The 21092-nt window shown below is 76.1% G+C and carries 16 protein-coding genes; 9 read left to right on the top strand and 7 right to left on the bottom strand.

What is annotated here, in order from left to right; genetic code table 11:
• Positions 1-25: 25 nt before the first annotated feature.
• A complete protein-coding gene (locus tag B4U46_RS06505; RefSeq protein WP_045947797.1) occupies positions 26-220 on the bottom strand; it encodes a hypothetical protein in 195 nt (64 codons plus the stop codon).
• A 330-nt stretch (positions 221-550) separates the two neighbouring features.
• Between B4U46_RS06505 and B4U46_RS06500 the strand changes: the two genes are divergently transcribed.
• Positions 551-961, top strand: coding sequence for an ankyrin repeat domain-containing protein (locus B4U46_RS06500; RefSeq protein WP_079424849.1), 411 nt, complete (start codon positions 551-553; stop codon positions 959-961).
• Between the two features lie 342 nt (positions 962-1303).
• Positions 1304-2701, top strand: a complete 1398-nt coding sequence (locus tag B4U46_RS06495) for a hypothetical protein (protein ID WP_079424848.1) — start codon at positions 1304-1306, stop codon at positions 2699-2701.
• Between the two features lie 864 nt (positions 2702-3565).
• Here the strand turns inward: B4U46_RS06495 and B4U46_RS06490 are convergent.
• The 3 genes from B4U46_RS06490 to B4U46_RS06480 form a co-directional block, all read right to left on the bottom strand.
• Complete coding sequence (locus B4U46_RS06490) at positions 3566-4456, bottom strand: biotin-dependent carboxyltransferase family protein (protein ID WP_237292688.1); 891 nt, start codon at positions 4454-4456, stop codon at positions 3566-3568.
• A gap of 515 nt (positions 4457-4971) precedes the next feature.
• Positions 4972-5589: a 5-oxoprolinase subunit B family protein gene (locus tag B4U46_RS06485; protein ID WP_079424846.1), complete on the bottom strand. Its 618-nt coding sequence runs from the start codon at positions 5587-5589 to the stop codon at positions 4972-4974.
• Complete coding sequence (locus B4U46_RS06480; protein WP_079424842.1) at positions 5586-6374, bottom strand: LamB/YcsF family protein; 789 nt, start codon at positions 6372-6374, stop codon at positions 5586-5588. The genes B4U46_RS06485 and B4U46_RS06480 overlap by 4 nt, the downstream gene beginning before the upstream one ends.
• An 86-nt stretch (positions 6375-6460) precedes the next feature.
• Here B4U46_RS06480 and B4U46_RS06475 point away from each other — a divergent pair, with 86 nt between their 5' ends.
• The 3 genes from B4U46_RS06475 (at position 6461) to B4U46_RS06465 (ending at position 13896) form a co-directional block, all read left to right on the top strand.
• Positions 6461-8011 (top strand): hypothetical protein, encoded by a 1551-nt coding sequence (locus B4U46_RS06475; protein ID WP_237292686.1) that lies wholly within the window; start codon positions 6461-6463, stop codon positions 8009-8011.
• Between the two features lie 196 nt (positions 8012-8207).
• Positions 8208-9113, top strand: coding sequence for a hypothetical protein (locus tag B4U46_RS06470; protein WP_079424838.1), 906 nt, complete (start codon positions 8208-8210; stop codon positions 9111-9113).
• A gap of 55 nt (positions 9114-9168) precedes the next feature.
• The gene (locus tag B4U46_RS06465; RefSeq protein WP_079424836.1) at positions 9169-13896 is read left to right on the top strand and encodes a hypothetical protein; all 4728 of its coding nucleotides are present in this window, start codon (positions 9169-9171) and stop codon (positions 13894-13896) included.
• A gap of 106 nt (positions 13897-14002) precedes the next feature.
• Here the strand turns inward: B4U46_RS06465 and B4U46_RS06460 are convergent, their stop codons facing one another.
• A complete protein-coding gene (locus tag B4U46_RS06460; protein ID WP_398898285.1) occupies positions 14003-14350 on the bottom strand; it encodes a hypothetical protein in 348 nt (115 codons plus the stop codon).
• Between the two features lie 346 nt (positions 14351-14696).
• On the opposite strand from B4U46_RS06460, the gene B4U46_RS06455 reads away from it, so the two are divergent.
• The 4 genes from B4U46_RS06455 to B4U46_RS06445 are packed head-to-tail and all read left to right on the top strand — an operon-like array spanning position 14697 to position 19125.
• Positions 14697-17621, top strand: coding sequence for a nitrate- and nitrite sensing domain-containing protein (locus B4U46_RS06455; protein WP_107438234.1), 2925 nt, complete (start codon positions 14697-14699; stop codon positions 17619-17621).
• Positions 17618-18055: a roadblock/LC7 domain-containing protein gene (locus tag B4U46_RS36350; RefSeq protein WP_100865124.1), complete on the top strand. Its 438-nt coding sequence runs from the start codon at positions 17618-17620 to the stop codon at positions 18053-18055. Before B4U46_RS06455 ends, B4U46_RS36350 begins: the two co-directional genes overlap by 4 nt.
• A gap of 10 nt (positions 18056-18065) precedes the next feature.
• Positions 18066-18518, top strand: a complete 453-nt coding sequence (locus tag B4U46_RS06450) for a DUF742 domain-containing protein (protein ID WP_079424834.1) — start codon at positions 18066-18068, stop codon at positions 18516-18518.
• Entirely contained in the window at positions 18499-19125 is a 627-nt protein-coding gene (locus B4U46_RS06445) for a GTP-binding protein (protein WP_079424832.1), read from the top strand. Before B4U46_RS06450 ends, B4U46_RS06445 begins: the two co-directional genes overlap by 20 nt.
• Positions 19126-19320: 195 nt before the next feature.
• On the opposite strand, the gene B4U46_RS06440 is transcribed toward B4U46_RS06445, so the two are convergent.
• Both B4U46_RS06440 and B4U46_RS06435 read right to left on the bottom strand, forming a co-directional pair.
• Entirely contained in the window at positions 19321-20523 is a 1203-nt protein-coding gene (locus B4U46_RS06440) for a lipid-transfer protein (RefSeq protein ID WP_208949808.1), read from the bottom strand.
• Positions 20520-20969: a Zn-ribbon domain-containing OB-fold protein gene (locus B4U46_RS06435; protein ID WP_185117250.1), complete on the bottom strand. Its 450-nt coding sequence runs from the start codon at positions 20967-20969 to the stop codon at positions 20520-20522. Before B4U46_RS06435 ends, B4U46_RS06440 begins: the two co-directional genes overlap by 4 nt.
• Between the last annotated feature and the right edge of the window lie 123 nt (positions 20970-21092).

Here is a 21092-nt window from a genome sequence, read left to right as displayed (position 1 = left end):
TCGTCTCCTGGGGGGTGGGGGCGGTCTAGAGCTTGATCCCGCCGAGCAGGCTCGCGAGGCTCGCCGTGCTCGCGGTGATGCTCGGGGCGATGGCGGAGCCGGCGAGGAAGAAGCCGAAGAGCGCGCTGACGACGGCGTGGGTCAGCTTCATCCCGTCCTTCTTGAAGAACAGGAAGCAGATGATGCCGAGCAGTACGACACCTGAGATCGACAGGACCATGTGAGTTCTCCTGGTAGCGGAACGGTCGGGAAGGTCACCATCAGTTGTTCCAGGCTCACAGGAAGTATCAATGCGACAAAAGGTGCATACGGGTGAACCTTCGGGATTTTCACTTGACCGGCCCTTCCCGGCTGGCGCGTCGGCCCGCGGCGGTGTCGGGTGCACGGACCACCGACATCCTTGCCTCGGTCCGGCCCCCTCATGTCCCTGACCGGGCGCTACCCTGGCGATTCACCCGTACGGACGCAGCGCCGGGCGCCCCCCTGCCCGCCCGGCCTGGGCGGACTCCTGCCCCGTACGACTTGGGAAGAGCGAAAGGCGGAACGACCGATGAGCAAGCACGAGGACGCGCCCGGCACGCCCGACGAGGACGTCGTCGAACTGGCCACCAAGATCTTCGACCTCGCCCGTCAGGGTGAGACCGAGACCCTGGCCGCCTACCTCGACGCCGGGGTCCCCGCCAACCTCACCAACGACCGCGGCGACACCCTCGTCATGCTCGCCGCCTACCACGGCCACGCCGACGCCGTCACCGCCCTGCTCTCCCGCGGCGCCGAGGCCGACCGCGCCAACGACCGCGGCCAGACCCCGCTCGCCGGCGCCGTCTTCAAGGGCGAGGAGGCCGTCATCCGCGCGCTGCTCGCCGGTGGGGCCGACCCCCACGCCGGAACCCCGTCCGCGGTGGACACGGCCCGCATGTTCAACAAGGCCGACCTGCTGGAACTGTTCGGAGCCGCGTAATCCGCTTTTTCCCCCGCCCGGCCCGGGCCAGGACGGGCCCGCGAGCTCACGGCTTGGTCACGACGCCCTTAAATGTGGTCGCGGCGCGCAAACCGCCTGGGTCATCATGGCGTCGGATTCGATTCGCAGACATGACGGACGGGCAGGAGCGGGCTGGACACGAAGGGTGTCCACACCCAGCCCTGCCGCACCGGCCGGCACGGACGCGAAGCACCGACGAGAGTGAGAAGGCAATGGTCTACATCGAGCGGAACATGACGGCGGACGTCCTCACATGCTGTTACGCGGCCCTGTGAATCCCGATTCCCGGTTGCGTCCCCAGCTTGATTTGAGGCCATTCCCATGTTCGAACCAGTCATAGCGCCGAGCGGCACCCTGCTCGGCCTCCTCCAGAGGGGCCGCGGCGACGGCACGCTGCACGCCCTCGCGGCGCCCCGCCCGGAGGCCCTCGCGGCCCTCGACCAGTGCGTGACCCGCGACCCGCGGCAGGACTGGCAGGTCGAGAACCGGTCGCTGTACTACGCACGCCTGTACCTGGACCTCGACGGCCCCCTCCGCGAGATCGAGGCCCACCTCTTCGGCGTCGACGACCTCGTCGACGAGGAGGACCACCGCACCGGCCTCGCCCTGTCCGTCCTCGGACACCTGGCCTCGTACGGCCGCGACGACGCGCTGATGCTGCTGCGCCGCTACGCCGCCTCCGGCGCCAACTGGGCCTGGGCCCTCGACGAGCTCGCCCTGCGCGACGACGACGAGGGGCTGCGCTCCCTCGCCGCCCCCGTCCTGGCCAGGTTCCCGGACACCGCCGAGGGCGGGGCGCGGCTGGCCGCCGCCGTCCGCGACGCCTACGAGCCCCGGCCGTGGAGCCTGTGGGAGGAGCTGCCGCAGTACGGGCAGCGCCTGCGCGCCGCCCGCCAGCAGGGCTCCTTCGACCGCTGGCAGCGCCAGCTCGACCCCAGCGGCCCCCGGCCCGGCTGGGGCGTCCAGGCCGTCTTCGACTGGGCCGCCGACGGGCTGCGCCGCGGCACCCCGCTGCACGTGCCCGCCGCCCGCTGTCTCGCCGCCGTGGCCTCGCCCGAGGACCGCTCCGAGATCCTCGCGGCCGCCGCCGGTGCCCGGGGTGAGGCCGCCCGGGCCACCGCCCTGCACCACCTGGTCCTCGCCGAGCCGGACAACCCGGCCGTCCTCGACCTCATCGAAGCCGCCGGCGACGAAGCCGCCGTGGCCGCCTACGAGCGCATGTGCGGCCCCGCCGCCCTCGACCGCGCCCGACAGTGGGTCCACCGCCCCGACGCCCTCGGAGCGGCCGCCGCGGCCCTCCTGGCGGCCGGCGGCGGCGCCGACGACGCCGGCCTGGTCCTCGGCGCCCTCCGCGACACCGTCCGCGGCTCCGGCCCGGACTCGCCCCGCCTGTTCACCCTCGTGGACGGCGCGGGCCGGCTCTCGATCGGCTGCGCGGCCCCGGTGCTGCGCCACATCTACCGTGAGACGGCCTCCTCCCACCTGCGCGGCCGCGCCGCCCGGGCCCTGGCCAGCACGGACCCGACCTTCGCGGCGGGCTTCGCAGTCGAGTGCCTGTGGGACTGCGAGGAGACCACCCGCGAGGTGGCGGCCCGCCACGCCGAAACGGCCGACGCCCGCGTCGCCCCCCGCCTGCGCCGCCTGGCGGCGGACCCGGCGGAGGAGGAGGACGTCCAGTCGGCGGTCCGCAGCCGCATCACCCCCGAACCCACGGCGTAACCCCCGCCCCCGCCGACCGCCCCCCGGCCTCGCCGACCGCCCCTCCGGCCCCGGGCCTTGCCGGGCGGACCCCCGGCCTCGCTGGTCGGCCCTCCGGCCCCGGGGCGGCCCTCGGACCGGGCTCTGGAGCCGCCCCGGGGTCTCCGCCCCGGCCTACGGGGCCACCCCTGGCCCCTGCCCAGGGCCCCCGGCCTTGCCGGGCGGACCCCCGGCCTCGCTGGCCGGCCCTCCGGCCCCGGGGCGGCCCTCGGACCCCGAAGCCCCCGGCGCCCGGGCCACCCGGGGCCACCCGGGGCCACCGCCCCGGCCCCCGGCCCCGCTGGCCGGCCCTCCCGGCCCCGGGGGCGGCCCTCGGACCCCGCCGCGGGGCCACCGCCCCGGCCCCCGGCCCCTGCTCGGGGCCCCTGCCCGGGCCCCGGCGCCTCGAACTCCCTCGGCCACCGTGCGCAGGGCCCGGGGGGCGGGGCTGCAAGACCGGGGGCTCCGCCCCAAGCCCCCTGGCTGCTGCTGGGATGGCCGCGGGCGGCCTGTAAGACCTGGGTCTGCGCCCCGGCCCTCGTGCCTCAGGCCTCTGGCTGCCGGGGGAGGGCCCGGGACGGGGCCGCAAGCTCTGGGGCCTCCTCGCGGCAGCCGCACACACCGGCGCCGGTTCCTGCCGATGCAGCACCGTCACCCGGACGGGAAGGCGGGCGGCCACCGCCGCCACACGAGCGTCCCCCGACCGCGCCCCACCGGCGGGGCAGGTCGCAAGAGAGGGCCACCTGTAACTGCCCGCCGGCGCGGGGCGGTCCGCGGGGGACGGCCGTGCGGCGGGGGCGGGGCGCGATCCGCAGCACGGCCACCGCCGCCACGCCCCCGTACGGCTCACGCCGGGACGAACCGCACCGCCACCCCCGGCCGGGCCTGCGCGGCGGCGTCCAGCGCGGGGCCCGGCGGTACCACGCCGACCACCGGGTAGCCCCCCGTCACGGGATGGTCGGCCAGGAAGACCACCGGCAGCCCGTCCGGCGGGACCTGTACCGCCCCCAGCACCATCCCCTCACTCGGCAGCTCCCCGCCCCGCGCCCGTTCCAGCGCGGGCCCCGCCTCCGTCCGCAGCCCGATCCGGTTCGACGCCGGCGACACCCGGTAGCCGCCCGACAGCAGCGCCGTCACCGAGGCCGCCGTGAACCAGTCCGCCCGTGGCCCGAGCCGCAACGGCAGCACCAGCTCTGCCACCGGCGGCCCCGGCACCCGAAGGGCGTCCGCTCCCGCCACCGGCACCGGGCCCGCCGCGCCGACGTCCAGCACCGTCCCGTCGGCCAGGACCGCCGGCCCCAGCCCCGACAGCAGGTCCGTCGAACGACTCCCCAGCACCGCCGGCCCGGCGACCCCGCCCCGCACCGCGACATAGCTCCGCAGCCCGGCCGAGGCCCGCCCCACGTCCAGCTCCGCCCCCGCCCGCAGCCACACCGGCGCACCCCACGCCGCCGGCCGCCCGGAGACCCGTACCGCACACGGCGCGCCCGTCACCGCCACCGTCACCGGCGCCAGGGCCCGCAGCCGGATCCCGTCCAGGGTGGTCTCCAGGGCGGCGGCCCCGGCAGGATTGCCGACGAGCCGGTTGGCCAGGGCGTACGCCCCCGCATCCAGTGCCCCCGACCGCGGCACCCCCAGGTGCGCGAACCCGGGCCGCCCCAGATCCTGCACGGTGCTCAACGCCCCGGCCCGCACCACCAGCAGCCCCCTCACACCCGCCCCCGCCCCGATCCCCACGCCTGCATCCGAGCCCGTACCTTCGGCCCTCGCCGACGCCGACGCCGACGCCGGTGCCGGCCCCCCACCGGCCTCGGCGCCCGGACCTCTGCCCCGCTCTGCGCTCGCGCCGGTCTCGGCGCCCAGGCCTGCGCCCGTGCCGGTCGCGAGGCCCGGGATTACGCCCTCGCCGTCGGCAGAGGCCGCGATCGTGCCGCCCCCCGGGCTGGTCTCGGCGTCCGGGCCTTCGCCCGGGCCCGCGTCCGCCTCGGTCCCGTCGCCTGGACCCCGGTCCCGCCCCGCGCACGTGTCCTCTCCGGGGGACGCAACGTTGCCGCTGCCCGTGCTGCCCGTGCTGCCCGTGCTGCCCGTGCTGCCCGTGCTGCCCGTGCTGCCCGTGCTGCCCGTGCTGCCCGTGCTGCCCGCGCTGCCCGCCCGCGCGGCCGGGCCGCCGGGCGCCCGGTCGCCCGGTCCAGACGAAGGGCAGCCGCGTTCCGCCGCGCCGGGGTCCGTACCCGTGCCGACACCGCCACCGCTCACGATCCCGCCTCCTCGAACCGCACCCGTACCCCCGGCGCGAACAGCGCCGCCGGCTCCCGGGCCGGGTCCCACAGGACCGCCCCCGTGGAGCCGATCAGCTGCCAGCCGCCGGGGGAGGAGCGGGGGTAGACCCCCGCGTACTCGCCGGCCAGCGCCAGCGAGCCCGCCGGGACCGACGTGCGGGGTGTGGCACGCCGGGGCAGCCACAGCCGCTCGGGCAGGCCCGTCAGGTAGCCGAAGCCGGGCGCGAACCCGCAGAACGCCACCCGGAACTCGATCCCCCCGACCACCCGGGCCACCTCCCCCTCGGCCACGCCCCACGCCCGGGCCACTTCCGCCAGGTCCGGCCCGTCGTACCGCACCGGCACGGTGACCAGCGGCCCCTCCGCCTCCGCGAGCGGCGGCACCTCCCAGCGGGCGATCCGCGCGGCCAGCGCCCCCGGCTCCCGCACCCCGTCCAGCAGCACCGTCCGCGCCGCCGGCACCACCTCCCGTACGGCGCCCAGCTCACCCGCGTCCCGCCGGCGCAGCAGCTCGGCGTGGAGGGCGGCCACCTCCGCCGCCGAGTCCACCTCCAGCAGCAGCGCCTCCCGGCCCACCACCAGCGCCCTCACGCGAACGCCTCCACCCGCACCCCGGCCGCCGCCAGCGCCTCCCGGACCCGCACCGCGAGCCCCGCCGCCCCCGGGGTGTCCCCGTGCAGGCACAGGGAGCGCGCGGACACCCGTACCGGGGAGCCGTCCGAGGCCGTGACCTCCCCCTGCGCCGCCATCCGTACGGCCCGCGCCACCACCGCGTCCGGGTCGTGCAGCACCGCCCCCGGCGTCCCGCGCGGGACCAGCGTGCCCTCCGGGGTGTAGGCCCGGTCGGCGAAGGCCTCCGGCACCGCCTCCAGCCCCGCCTCCGCGGCGGCGGCCAGCAGCAGCGAGCCCGGCAGCCCCAGCACCGGCAGCCCGGCGTCCCCGGCCGCCAGCCGGACCCCGGCGACCACCGCGCCCGCCTGGTCCGCGTCGTGGACGGTGCGGTTGTACAGCGCACCGTGCGGTTTCACGTACGACACCCTCGACCCGGCCGCCCGCGCGAACACCTCCAGCGCCCCGATCTGGTACGCCACCTCGGCCGCCAGCTCCGCCGCCGGCACGTCCATCGCCCGCCGCCCGAACCCCGCCAGGTCCCGGTACGAGACCTGCGCGCCGATCCGTACGCCCCGGGCGGCCGCCAGCTCGCACACCCGGCGCATGATCGACGGGTCTCCCGCGTGGAACCCGCAGGCCACGTTCGCGCTGGTGACCACCGACAGCAAGGCCTCGTCGTCCGTGAGCGCCCACCGCCCGAAGCCCTCGCCGAGGTCGGCGTTGAGGTCGATCGCGGCCGCGGGGGATGTGATCATGGAAGCCATGCGGCGAGCGTAGAACAGCGCACGCGCCGCGCGCCGCAGAGCCCGTCCGCGGCCTTCCGCGGAGCCGGGGACGATCCGGCCGAACCATGCCGTTTGGGATGTTGTCCGTGACACCGCCTAATCTTTTCGACGTGACTCTCCCTGCCCCGGCGAAGACCCTCCCCTCCCCGGCGCCGGGCCCGGCCGCCGACGAGGGCCTCGCCCGGCGGCTGCGGGCCCTCGCCTGCACCGCCCCGCTGCACGACCTCGACGTCCGCAAGGCCAACCTGGCCGGCGAGTACGGGGTCTACGCGATGGCGGAGGTCGCGCTGTCCGCGATCGACCTGGTCACGCTCAACATGGACTTCGACACGGGCGCCGACCACGAGCAGATAGTGGCCCGCCTGCTGCCCCGCGTCGCCGCCCAGGCCCCCGCCCGGCCCGCCGCCGAGCACGAGCGCGTCGCCCGCTGGGTCCTGGAGAACCTGATCAACGTCGGCAGCGTCGACCGCGGCTTCCGCGCGATCTACGGCACCTTCGGCCCCGACGGGGTCTACGTCCGCCGGGACTACGACTTCAAGCTGATCGAGGAGGTGCCCGGGCACGGCGGCGCGGTCTACCTGCGCACCACCGACGAGGCCGTCAACGTCCTGGTCGGAGCCCTCGACACCGACGTCACCAGCGCGCAGATCGCCGCCGAGGTCAAGCTGGAGGTCCTGATCAGCCGGGGCCGGCTCGCCGACGCCCAGCTCGCCGCCGAACAGGCCCGCTACCGCACCGTCCAGTACGCCGAGACCCTGCGCCGCACGCTCGACGCCACGCGGCGCAACGTCCGCGCGGTGGACTGGCTCCAGGCCGTCCCGGACATGATCGCCGAAGCCCTCGACCACGTCGCCGACCGCTACCGGCACGAGAACGCCATCCTCACCAACATCCGCAAGGCGCGCGACGAGGCCGAGGACCCCGAGAACAAGCGGCGCGCCGCCGAGCTCGTCGACATCGTCAAGGACTGCATCCGGCGGCACACCCAGCTCCAGTCGAGGCTCCTCGACGCCGGCCCGCTCTTCCGCGCCGAACAGGACCGCCAGGCCTTCGCCGCGCCCGCCGCGCGCTCCGGGATCGACCTGTACGGGCAGCTCGTGGCCCCGCTGCTGCCGCTGCCGGTCGCCCAGGCCACCCGGGTCACCGACGCCTTCTTCGCCGGCGGCACCGGCCTGCGCACCCCCGTCTCCGTACGGGTCGCGGACCTCGTGGAGATCCTGCTCACCCCGCCCGTGGAGCGCGAGCACCTCGGCGCCGAGATGCCGGAACCCGACCTCATCGCCACCCCGGACGACAGCCGCTTCAGCGAGGAGCAGCTCGCGGCCGCGACCCGCCTCCTGGACCTCCCGCACGACGCCCCGCGCCGCCTGTCCGGCCTCCTCGCGCAGGCCCGCCGCGAGGACCCCGACCTGCCGTACCTGGTGGCCCTGCTCGCCGTCCACGCGGCCAGCCCGGCCGTGGGCACGGCGTACCGGCAGGGCGAGGAGCGCCTGCTGTTCGCGGTGGACGACGGCACCCCGCTGGAGGACCCGGAGTTCGGCGGCGCCGACCTGATCGTGGGCACGGCCCTCCTCGACGCGGCCGGCATGGCCGCGGACCGCTCGGAGTCGGCGTGACCCCGACCGTCCCCGCACCGGCGCGCCCACGCCCCGGCACGACCGCCGCGGCCGACCCTGCACCGGCCCCGGGCCGCCCAGGCCGTCGCCCCGGCTGCGTCGCCCTCAACCCGGTCCGCCCTGATGGGCGGGACGACGCCGCACGATCCCACCACCCCCGCCGCCAGGCCCACCGCACCGCCGAGGAGACCCACCCGTGAGCGACCACCACGCCGAGTACGCCGCGTGGAGCGAGCCCGACGGCCCGTCGGTCCCGGCCGCGCCCGCACCGGCCGCCGCCGCGCTGACGCCGGCCGACGCCGCCGACGCGGCCCGCCTCGTCGGGTTCGGGCTCCAGCCCAAGCTGCTGCCCGCCCGCGACGCCGAGTACGCCGAACTGCTGCGCCGCTACCGCGAGGACCCCGGCTTCGGGCGGCTCGCCGACGCCGTCGCCACCGGGCTCGGCCTCGTCGTCCTGGAGGTGTCCCCGCGCGCCGGGATGGCCGTCGCCGCCGGCGAGGACTCCGTGTTCGCCGTCCGCATGGGCGACTACGCCCGCCGCACCGCCGCCGACGGCGGCGACCGCTTCCTCCACGGCCTCGCCCACCTCGCCGTCGCCGCCCTCGCCTTCCCCCGCCCCGAGGACCTCGCCGACGACGGCTACATCGGCCGGATCACCGTCAACGGCGTCGACGCCTTCGTCCGGCAGACCTGCCGCCGTCTGGAGGAGCGCGCCGGGGAACTCGGCGAGAACACCGACCCCGCGTCCGACGCCCCCGGCCTGGAGGCCGCCTGGCGCGTCTACGCCCGCCGCAGCGCCACCGGCGCCACCAAGGACGCCCGCCGCCTCGCCGGCTCCACCACCGGCATCGTCGGCAAGGCCGCCGCCTTCCTCACCGAGTCCGGCTTCCTCCAGCGCACCGGCGACGACGCGGGCGGCACCTACCGCACCACTCCCCGCTACCAGCTCCAGGTCCGCGACATGGCGGGCAGCGCGGCCATGGCCGAACTCCTGGAACTCGGCGTGGTGCCCGTCAGCGACGGCTCCGCCACCCTCCTCCCGCCACCCGAGGGCGACGACCTGGAACTCGCCGCCGACGCCGGCCTGCCGTTCCACGCCTGACCCGCACGCGCACGCACCTCACCTCCGCACCGAGAACCCACGAGAGTCCGCCGCCATGTACGAGCTGTCCCGGATCCGCCTCTACTCCATCGGGCCCGCCGGCGCACGCTACGCCGACACCGTGCTCGACCTGCGCGGAGTCGGCGAGCCGGTGCCCCATCCGGCGCCCACCCAGGCGGAGTTCTTCGAGGACGAGCCCACCGGCCCGCCCCGCCGCCCGGCGCCCGCGGGCGTGCTCTTCCTGGAGAACGGCGGCGGCAAGTCCGTCCTCCTCAAGCTGATCTTCTCGGTCATGCTCCCCGGCCACCGCAACACCCTCGGCGGCGCCAGCTCCGGCGTGCTGCGCAAGTTCCTCCTCGCCGACGACTGCGGCCACGTCGCCCTGGAGTGGCAGCACACCCAGACCGGCGAGTGCGTGGTCGTCGGCAAGGTCAGCGAATGGCGCGGCCGCCAGGTCTCCAACGACCCCCGCAAGTTCGCCGAGGCCTGGTACTCCTTCCGCCCCGGCCCGGGCCTGAGCCTGGACAGCCTCCCCGTCGCCGAGGCCACCTCCGTGCGCCCGCCCGCCGAGGGCGCCTCCGGTGCCCAGGGCCGCCGCCGCACCATGAAGGGCTTCCGCGACGCGATCACGGAGGCGGGCAAGGCCTACCCGCACCTGGAGGTGTCCTGGGAGGAGATCCACGACCGCTGGAACGAGCACCTCACCGAACTCGGCCTCGACCCCGAACTCTTCCGCTACCAGCGCGAGATGAACGCCGACGAGGGCGAGGCCGCCGGCCTGTTCGCGGTCAAGAAGGACTCCGACTTCACCGACCTGCTGCTGCGCGCCGTCACCGACACCCGTGACACCGACGGCCTCGCCGACCTGGTCCACGGCTTCGGCAACAAACTCGGCCGCCGCGCCGAGCTGATGGCCGAACGCGACTTCACCGCGGGCTCCGTCGACCTGCTCACCCGCATCGTGGAGGCCGCCGAGACCCGCTCCCGGCTGCGCGACGTCCACGCCGGCGCCGAACGCCGCACCCGCACCCTCGCCCGCCGCCTCTCCGCCCGCGCCGCCGGGGAACGCGGCCGCGCCGCCGACCTCGCCCAGCAGGTCACCGGCGCCGCCCACGCCGTCACCGCCGCCGAGGAGCAGCGCGCCCGCAGCGCCGCCGTCTCCGCCGAACTCGCCTACCGGCACGCCTCGCTGGCCCTGACCGTCGCCGACAAGGCCGCCGCCGCCCAGCGCCGCGAACTCCTCGAAGCCCGCACCCTGCACTCCGCCTGGCAGGCCGCCGAGACGGTCCTGCGCCACCGCGCCGCCGCCGACCGCTCCGCCCGCGTCGCCGCCGCGATCCGCGAGGCCGAACGGGACGCGGCCCCGGCGCTCGCCGCCCGCGCCACCGCCGCCGCCGAACTCGTACGCGCCCTGCACACCGCCGCCGAACAGGGCGAGCGGGCCGCCAACGAGGAGGAGGAGCGTTCCGCCGGACTCCAGGCCGTCGGCGAGACCGCCCACCGCGACGCCACCTCCGCCGCCACCGCCGCCCAGCGTGCCCGCAGCGAGGCCGAACACCTGCGGGCCCGCCTCGCCGAGGTCCAGCAGGAGACCGCCGAAGCCGTCCGCGCCGGCTGGCTCGACGACACCGCCCCCGACGCCGACCCGGCGCGCGCCGCGCTGGCCGCCAGCGACGCCGAGAAGACCGCCGTGGCCGCCTGGGACGAGTCCCGCGAGGCCGCCCGCGCCGCCGCCGAAGCCGCCCGCGAGGCCGCGGGCGCCGAGTCCCGCGCCGAGCTCACCGCCGCCCGCGCCGCCGACGCAGCCGACGCGGCCGAGGCCGCCCACGCCGCGGAGCACCGTGCGGCCGCCTCCCTGGCGGCGGCCCCGCGCCTCGCGGAGCTCCTCGGCCTCCCGACGGTCCCCGAGGCCTTCCTCCCGCACCCCCGCACCGGCGCACCCGCCCCGGCCGCCGCGGCGGGAGCGGGTACGGCGGGCCACGCCGCCGCCGACGGCGCACCGGGCGCCCCCGGCTCCGCCGCGCAGGCCGGCGCACCCCAGGCCGGCACCGCCACCGCCGGCACCACCACCGCCGCAGCCCTCACCGCCGAGGACCTCGACCGCAACGCCGACACCCTCCGCGAGCTCCTGGCCGACACCGTCGGCGCGGCCGAGCGCCAGCTGTTCGAGCTGCGCACCGCCGCCGCCGACGACTCCCGCATCCTCGGCGCCCTCGGCGACGGCGGCCTGCTCCCGCCCGGCCCCGACGTCCTCGCCACCGTCGAGTACCTCGGCGAACACGGCATCCCGGCCCTGCCCGGCTGGCGCTACCTCGCCCAGGCCGTGGCCCCGGCCGACCACGCCGCCGTCCTCGCCGCCCGCCCCGAACTGGTCGACGGCGTCATCATCACCGACCCCGACACCCACGGCCGGGCCCGCCAGGTCCTCTCCGGCGCCGCCCTGCTGCCCCGCTCCACCGTCGCCGTCGGCACGGCCGCCGCCCTGCTGGCACCCGTCCCCCCGGCCGACGGCTCCGACGCGGTGTTCCTCGTACCCCCGAACCCGGCCATGCACGACGAGCACGCCGCCGACGAGGAACGCCAGGCCCTGCGCGCCCGCGCCACCGCGCGCGACACCGAGATCCGCGAACTCGCCGCCCGCCTCGCCGGCGACCGCGAACTCGCCGCCCGCCTCAACTCCTGGCGCACCGGCTGCCCGCCCGGCCGCCTCACCGAACTCGCCGAACAGGCCGCCGCCGCACGCGCGTTCGCCGAGGAGACCGACGCCGAGCTCACCGAGGCCCGTACCGTCCGCGCCGAGGCGGACGAGGCCGCCGCCGACGCGGCCCGGGTCCGCGACGAGCGCCAGGAGACCGCCCAGCGCGCCCGCCGCGCCGCCGACGCCCTCGCCGGCCTCGCCCACCGCCTGCGCGAGCGCTCCGGCTGGCAGGCCAGGGTCCGTGAACTCGCCGAGGAGGCCGCCGAGTCCGAGGCCCGGGCCGAGGCCTGCCTGGACCGCGCCCGCGCCGCGGACGAGGACCGCCGCGCCGCCCAGCGCGCCGCCGACGACGCACGCCGCACCGCCCGCGCCCTGCGCGCCGAACGCGCCGAGATCGCCGGAGCCCCCGACCAGCTCCCCGAGGGCGACGGCCCCCGGGTCCCCCTGCCCGACCTCCGCGAGGCCTACCGGGCCGCCTCCCGGCTCTACGAGAAGGTGGGTGTCGGCGCCGACCTGCGCGCCGAACAGGCCCGCGCCGAGAGCGACGAGAGCGCCGCCCTCGCGGAACTCGACCGGCTCACCAACAAGGTCCGCACCCGCGCCGCCCAGCTCCTCGAAGGCACCGACGGCGCCGACGGCCCCTCCCGGCAGGCCGCCGCGGCCCGCGCCGAGGCCCTCGTACAGATGCTGGAGTCCCGCGCCTCCGCCGCGAGCGAGCAGCTGGGCCGGCTGCGCGGCGAGGCCGAACGGCACGCCCCCGCCGACGGCGAGGCGCACACCGAGCTGCCCGAGGAACTGGTCCCGGCCGACGTGGAACAGGCCCAGGGCCTGCTGCGCACCGCCACCGCCCAGCTCGCCGCGCACTCCGCCGCCGTGGAGAGCGCCCGGGCCGCCCACGCGGACCTGCTGCGCGCCCACCGCACCGCCGAGGAGGGCGCCGGAGGCTTCGAGGAGACCGCCGCCCTGCTGCGGGACCTGCTGCGCGACCACACCCACCCGGAGGACGAGCAGGAGCCGGCGCCCCACCAGGGCACCCTGGAGGAGGCCCGCCAGTCCGCCATCGACACCCGCCGCTCCCTGCGCGCCTGCGCCGCCGAGCTCTCCGCCGCCGAGGCGGCCGTGCGCGAGGCGAGCGACGTCCTGGTCCGGCACGCCAACGCCAACCGCTACGAGCAGGTGCGCACCCCCGCGCGCCAGCAGATCCGCGAACTGCCCGCCTCCGCCCTCCCCGAGCACGCCGCCGCCTGGGCGGCCGCGTTCGCGCCGCGCCTGCGCGTCCTGACCGACGAGCTGGCCCAGCTGGAACGCAACCGCGACAGCATCGTCGACCGGCTGCGCGGCCTGGTGGAGTCGGCCCTGGCCACCCTCCGCTCCGCCCAGCGCCTCTCCCAGCTCCCCGAGGGCCTGGGGGAGTGGTCGGGCCAGGAGTTCCTGCGGATCCGCTTCGAGGAACCCGACCAGGCCACCCTCACCGAGCGCCTGGGCGAGGTGATCGACGAGGCCACCCGCACGGCGGTCAAGAAGAACGCCGCCTTCGGCGAAGGCCGCCGCGACGGCATGTCCCTCCTCCTGCGGGGCGTCCAGGCGGCCCTCGAACCCAAGGGCATCGCGGTCGAGATCCTCAAGCCGGACGCGGTCCTGCGCGCCGAACGCGTCCCCGTCGGCCAGATGGGCGACGTCTTCTCCGGCGGCCAGCTGCTCACCGCCGCCATCGCCCTGTACTGCACGATGGCGGCCCTGCGCAGCAACGACCGCGGCCGCGACAAGCACCGCCACGCGGGCACGCTGTTCCTGGACAACCCGATCGGGCGCGCCAACGCCACCTACCTGCTGGAGCTCCAGCGGGCCGTGTCCGACGCCCTCGGTGTCCAGCTCCTCTACACCACGGGCCTCTTCGACACCACGGCCCTGGCGGAGTTCCCGCTGGTCATCCGCCTGCGCAACGACGCGGACCTGAGGGCGGGCCTGAAGTACATCAGCGTGGAGGAACACCTGCGCCCGGGCCTCCCGCAGCCGTCCCAGGAACCGGAAGCCATCCACGGCGAAATCACCGCGACCCGCATGTTCCGCCGCACCCCCTCCTGACCCGCCGCTCGCACGGCTCGCAGCCGGGGGCGCCTCCCCGGCTGCGCGGCCGAGCCGGCCCGCGCCCCCGCCCCGCCCGTCCCGCCCGTCCCGCGGGGCAAGGACCTCAGTCCCCCCGCGCCGCACTACTCGGCTCGGAAACCACCCCGTGCCGCTGGTTCCACATCTGCCGCGTGATCCACACATCCAGCACGGCCCACGTGGCCACCACCGTCCCCGCTATTCCCCCGATGACCATCGGCAACGCCAGCCACGACCCCGTCAGCACCAGGAAGAACGTGACCGACGCCTCCGTCAGCGTCACCGCCACGATCAGCACCGCCCGCACCGCCGATGCCCGCACCGGATCCGGCAGGCGCCGCCGCCGGGCCGGCTCCTCCACCCACAGCCCCCGGCCGGAGGCCCATGCCCCGGAGCCGTCCCCGTCCCCCGCCTCGTCCTCGTAAGCCCTCATGCGCCGCTCCACTCACCCGCCGAACCCAACGGCCGGCCCCGCCCGGAGGTTCCCGGAGATTCCCGCATCCCGGACGCCCCCGCACCCCCGCCCGGTTCCGGATCAAAGAGTTCCAGCCATCCATCGCTCAAGGGGAACCGACACCCCACCAAGTGTCATCTGCCACAAATCGGGCCGGACTTGACCGGAAGTATCGGACAACTCGTGATCTTCGTCCAGGGGTCAGGCCGAAAACGTCCGGACACGCCTTCGAGGCCGCTGCGCGGCAGTAGTAGGCTCACGCCGTTTGAACGACGGAACACCGACCCCGCGCAACGGGGTTGAGCTGGGGGAGGCTGGGGAGGCCATGCGCTTTCGCGGGAAGTCGATCCGCCGGAAGATCGTGGCGTTGCTGCTGGTGCCGCTCGTCTCCCTGACCGCGCTCTGGGGCTTCTCCACGGTCATCACCGGCCGCGAAGCAGTGCAGTTGCTCGACGTCGCCTACGTCATCGGCAAGGTCGGCTACCCCATCGAGGACGTCGTCCGCGTCCTCCAGAAGGAGCGCCGCCAGACCCTCGTCGTCCTCGGCGACCCCCGCGCCGTCGCGGCCACCGCCGAGCTCACCAGGAGCCGCGCCGCCACCGACGAGATGGTCCGCAAGATCACCTCGAACGCCACCGACCCCGAGGTCCTCGACGAACTCAGCCCCGCCGCCCGGCAGCGCCTGAGCTCCATCCTCGACGCGTTCCACGGCATCGCCGCCCTGCGCCGCTCCGTGGACGCGAGTGACCTCGACCCGACCACGGCCCTCGACCTCTACAGCCGGCTCGTCGACCCCTGCTACGACTTCCTCATGAACCTCCACGCCCTGGAGAACGTGGAGATGGACAAGCAGGGCCGCGCCCTCGTCGGCATCACCCGCGCCCGCGAGACCCTGTCCCGCGAGGACGCGGTCATCGCCTCCACCCTTGCCGCCGGCAACGTCGCCACCAGCGACGTCCGCCGCGTCTCCGCCTTCGCCGCCAACCGCTCCCTGCTCTACGAGTTCAACCTCGCGATCCTCCCGGCCGACGACCGCCGGCTCTTCGAGCAGTACTGGAACGGCCCCGAGAGCAAGGCGCTGCGCGACACGGAGGAACGGTTCATCAGCGCGGGCGCCGTCAAGAACCCGCGCACCGTCACCGCCGCCCAGTGGGACGAGGCCGCCCACAAGGTCCTCGACGACCTCGCCACCATGGGCACGGCCGCCGGCGACCGCTACCAAAAGCGCGTCGAACCCGTCGCGCAGAGCGTCCTCGTCCAGGCCGCCCTCGCCGGCGTCCTCGGCTTCATCGCCCTCGCCTTCTCCCTCTTCCTGTCGGTGCGCATCGGCCGCGACCTGATCCGCGACCTCTCCCAGCTGCGCAAGGACGCCACCGAGGCCTCCGGCGTCCGCCTGCCCAGCGTGATGCGCCGCCTCGCCGCCGGCGAGAGCGTGGACGTGGAGACCGAGGCGCCCCGCCTGGACTTCGAGAAGGACGAGGTCGGCCAGGTCGCCCTCGCCCTCAACAGCCTCCAGCGTGCCGCCGTCGAAGCCGCCGTCAAGCAGGCGGAGCTCCGTCGCGGTGTGTCCGAGGTGTTCGTCAACCTGGCGCGCCGCAACCAGGTGCTGCTCCACCGCCAGCTGACCCTGCTCGACACCATGGAGCGGCGCACCGAGGACGCCGAGGAGCTCGCGGACCTGTTCCGCCTCGACCACATGACCACCCGCATGCGACGGCACGCCGAGGGCCTGGTGATCCTCTCCGGCGCCGCCCCCTCCCGCCAGTGGCGCAAGCCCGTCCAGCTGATGGACGTCGTACGGGCCGCCGTCGCCGAGGTCGAGGACTACGAGCGCATCGAGGTGCGCCGCCTGCCGCGCATCGGCATCGAGGGCCCGGCCGTCGCCGACGTCACCCACCTGGTCGCCGAACTGCTGGAGAACGCCACGGTGTTCTCCCCGCCGCACACCGCCGTCCAGGTCCACGGCGAACGCGTCGCCAACGGCTTCACCCTGGAGATCCACGACCGCGGCCTCGGCATGAACCCCGAAGCCCTCCTCGACGCGAACCTCCGGCTCGCCGAGACCCCCGAGTTCGAGCTCTCCGACACCGACCGCCTCGGCCTGTTCGTCGTCAGCCGCCTCGCGCGCCGCCACGCCATCAAGGTGGCCCTCCAGCCCAGCCCGTACGGGGGCACCACCGCCGTGGTCTTCCTCCCGGCCGAACTCCTCACCGAAGCCCCCGACACCAACGGCACCGGCATCCGCCTCGACGCCGTACGCGCCGCCAAGGGCCCCGCGGCGGTCAAGGGCGTCAAGGCCGCCCCCGGCGCCCGGGGGTCCGGCCGGACCGTGGCCTCCGCCCTCGACCGCGCCGCCTCGGCCCGCCCGCTGCCCGCCGGGGTTCTCAACGGCCCGGTCGAGCTGGAGGGCCCGCTCGGCCTCCTCGGCCTGGAGGGGCCGGACGACCTCGACGGGATCGACGACCTGGACGACACCATCACCGGTATCGCCGGGGTCGGCGGCCGCCCTCCCATGGCCACCCTCGACGACGAGACCCCGCCCGGCGGCACCCCGCGCAGCGCCCTGCTGGGCCCGGGTTCCGCGGGCCGCCCCGACGGCGAGCGGCGGGGCGGCGGCGAGCGCGGCACCTGGAAGGGCGACCGGATCGGCGACAGCAGCGCCGACCGCCACCGCGACTGGGGCCGCGCCCGCGACACCGGCCCGGAGTCCGCCCCCGGCCGGGCGGCCCGCACCCGGGGCGGCGCCGACCGCGAGCCCCAGGCGCCCACCGGCCCCATCCGCGCCGAGCGCCCGCACCTGGACGCCGTCCGCCCCGACGGCCCCCGCTCCGGGGCCGTCCCGCTGCCCCGCCGCCGCCCCACCCCGACCCTGGTCGCCGAGCACGGCCGCCGCGTCGATCCCCGCCCGGCCGGCGCCCCGGCCCCGGAGCGGCCGCAGACCGGCCCCGAGGCGCCCCGTACGGCAGCCGGCCCGGGCGGGCTGCCCCGCCGGGTCCGCCAGGCGAACCTCGCGCCCCAGCTGAAGAACGCCCCGGCCCCCGCCGAGCCCGAAGCCCCCGCGCCGCCGACCGACCGCGACGCCGAGGACGTACGCGCCCGCATGTCCGCCCTCCAGCGCGGCTGGACGGCGGGGCGCAGGGAGTACGCAGCACAGCAATCCCAGCAGCAGGCACCACAGCAGTCCGAGACCGGGGACGGCACCCCCGCCGCCACCGGTCCCGCGCACGAGAACGAAGGGGACGGTCGATGACCGCACCGCAGAACGGAAACGACAGCAGGGGCCGCGGCCCCGGCCCGCTCAACTGGCTCCTGGACGAACTCGTCGACAAGGTGGCCAGCATCCGCAAGGCGGTGGTCCTCTCCGGCGACGGCCTGCCCACGGGCAGCTCCAAGGACCTGACCCGCGAGGACAGCGAACACCTGGCGGCCGTGGCCTCCGGCTTCCACAGCCTGGCCAAGGGCGTCGGCCGGCACTTCGACTCCGGCCGGGTCCGCCAGACCGTCGTCGAGCTGGACGAGGCCTTCCTGTTCGTGATGGCCGCCGGCGACGGCAGCTGCCTGGCCGTGCTCTCCGACTCCGACTCCGACGTCGGCCAGGTCGCCTACGAGATGACCCTCATGGTCAAGCGCGTCGGCGACCACCTGGCGACCGCCCCGCGCACCGGGCTGCCAGCCGGAGGGTGAGTCGGACCGTATGAGCGATCCAGGCCACGACCACCTCCCGGACTCCCCGGCCCCCGCCGGGACCCCCGGCGCGGCGCACGGGGGCGGCCACCCGCACTGGTTCGACGACGAGGCGGGGCCCGTCGTACGCCCGTACGCCATGACCCGGGGCCGGACCCAGCACGCCGCCCGGCACCGCCTCGACCTGATCGCCCTGGTCGTCGCCGAACCGGCGGCCGACGATCCGGTCTGGGACCTGACCCTGTCCCCGGAACACGCCCACATCCTCGGGCTGTGCCGGGAACGCCCCCAGTCCGTCGCCGAGCTGGCCGCGGACCTGGACCTCGCCATCGGCGTCGTCCGGGTCCTCATCGGCGACCTCGTGGACGACTCCCTGGTCCACGTGACCCGGCCGGTCCCGCCGGCCGAACTGCCCGACGAATCCATTCTGCGTGAGGTGATCGATGGCCTTCGGGCGCTCTAGCCGCACCGGTGCGATGCACGCCGTCTCGCCGGTCGAACCGCTGACCTTGAAGATCCTGGTCGCGGGAGGCTTCGGGGTGGGCAAGACCACCCTGGTCAGTGCGGTGAGCGAGATCCGTCCGCTGCGGACGGAGGAGACGCTTTCCGAGCCGGGCGTCGGCATCGACGACACCGGGGGAGTGGAGCAGAAGAGCACCACGACCGTGGCCATGGACTTCGGCCGCATCACCCTCCGCGAGGACCTGGTGCTCTACCTCTTCGGCACCCCCGGCCAGGACCGTTTCTGGTTCCTGTGGGACGAGCTCTCCCAGGGCTCGCTCGGTGCCGTCGTGCTCGCCGACACCCGACGGCTCGCCGACTGCTTCGCCGCCATCGACTACTTCGAGCGGCGCGGCCTGCCGTTCCTCGTCGCGGTCAACTGCTTCGACGGGGCCGAACGCCATCCGGTGGTGACCATCCGCGAGGCCCTCGACCTCGACCCGGAGGTGCCGGTACTGCTCTGCGACGCCCGCGACCGCGAATCGGTCAAGGACGTGCTGGTGGGAGTCGTGGAACACGCCATGTCGCTGGCCCGGGCCCGCCGGGCCAGCCTGACGGCCGGAGCCTGACCGGACCGAGCGCGTGGAGGCGGCCCGTACCCCCGCCGACTGGGGTACGGGCCGCGGCTCACATGGGGGGCTGCGGGGGTCCCGGCGCGGGACCGTGGGGAGAGTGTGAACCCGCCGCCGGGGAGCGTCAAGCACTCCGGCGGCAGCACTTCTCCCGGCCCGCCCCGCCCGCTGGTGAAGGGCACCCGGCACTTCTCAGCGCACCGCCACGACGGCCGAGCCGTGCCCGAACAACCCCTGGTTCGCGGTGATCCCCACCCGCGCCCCCGGCACCTGCCGGGCCCCCGCCGTCCCGCGCAGCTGCCAGGTCAGCTCGCACACCTGGGCGATGGCCTGTGCCGGCACCGCCTCCCCGAAGGAGGCCAGCCCTCCGCTGGCGTTGACGGGCACCCGCCCGCCGAGCGCGGTCGCCCCCTCCCGGACGAGCTTGGCCCCCTCGCCCTCACCGCACAGGCCGATGTCCTCGTACCACTCCAGCTCCAGCGCGGTCGACAGGTCGTACACCTCGGCCAGCGACAGGTCCTCCGGCCCCACCCCCGCCTCCTCGTACGCCGCCCGTGCGATCGACGCCCGGAAGGAGCCCGCCGCCGCAGCCACGGCCACCACCGAGTCGGTGGCGATGTCCGGCAGGTCCAGCACGGTACGCGGATACGTGGGCGTCACCGTCGACACCGCCCGGATCCGCACCGGGTCGGCCACCCCGCGCGCCCGCGCGAACTCCATGCCGGACAGCACCAGGGCCGCGCCCCCGTCGGAGGTCGCGCAGATGTCCAGCAGCCGCAGCGGATCGGCGACCACCGCGGAGGCCGCCACCTCCTCGGCCGTCACCGCCTTGCGGTAGCGGGCGTTCGGATTGAGCGCCCCGGCCGCCGAGTTCTTCACCTTGACCTGCGCGAAGTCCTCACCGGTGTCCCCGTACAGGGCCATCCGGCGGCGCGCGTAGAGCCCGAAGTACGCCGGGTTCGTCGCCCCCAGCACCCGGAACCGCAGCCAGTCGGGATCGTCCGGCCGGTCACCGCCGGCCGGGGCGAAGAACCCCTTCGGCGCGGCGTCCGCACCCACCACCAGCACCACGTCGGCCAGCCCGGCCAGGATCTGCGCCCGCGCCGCCCCGATGGCCTGGGCCCCCGAGGCGCAGGCCGCGTAGACGCTGGTCACCCGGGCGCCCTGCCAGCCGAGCGCCCGCGCGAAGGTGGCCCCCGCGACATAGCCCGGGTAGCCGCCGCGCACCGTGTCGGCGCCGACCACGGAATCCACGTCGGTCCACTCCAGCCCGGCGTCGGCGAGCGCGGCCGTGGCGGCGGCCCGCCCGTACTCGACGAAGCTGCGGCCCCACTTGCCCCACGGGTGCATCCCGGCACCCAGCACGGCGACCTCCCCGCCGGCCTGCCCGCTCACCGCGCCCCCTCCACCGGCTTGAACTGCCAGGTCGTCCAGGTGGTCCCGGCGTCCTCGTTCAGCACCCCGCCGACCACCTCCACCTCCATGCCGACCGCCAGGCCGGCCACGGTCACCCCGGGCGCAGCCTGCCCGAGCACGACCATCCCCTCCGCCTCCAGTTCCACCGCGACCAGCGTGTACGGCTCCCACGGCGCGTCCGGATCCGACACGTACGGGGCGGGCGGCCGGTAGCGGCCGTCCGTGTAGGACCAGACCCGGCCGCGCGGCGACAGCGGCACCTCCACGAGCGAACCGCCGCCGGGACAGCGGGGATTGCGGCAGTAGGCGTCCTCGCGCGGGAAGAACACCGCCGTGCAGGCGGAACACCGCGTCCCGAGCAGGCGGAAACCGCCCGGCGTATCGGCGAACCAGCCGCTGACCACGGGTGTACGTGTGCGTGCCAAGACCCCTCCCGGAATACCCGAACCTGACGATCCGTCAGAAGTCTGCCACGCCGGACCCCGGGCGCACAGCGGCAGGAGGCGCCAACCCGCCTCGCCCCGCAGGCCCTTGGCATACGATCACCG

The organism is Streptomyces katrae (assembly GCF_002028425.1).
GTDB classification, from domain to species: domain Bacteria; phylum Actinomycetota; class Actinomycetes; order Streptomycetales; family Streptomycetaceae; genus Streptomyces; species Streptomyces katrae_A.
Note: the sequence above shows the minus strand (reverse complement) of the source record. Positions and strands in the feature narration are given on the sequence as shown.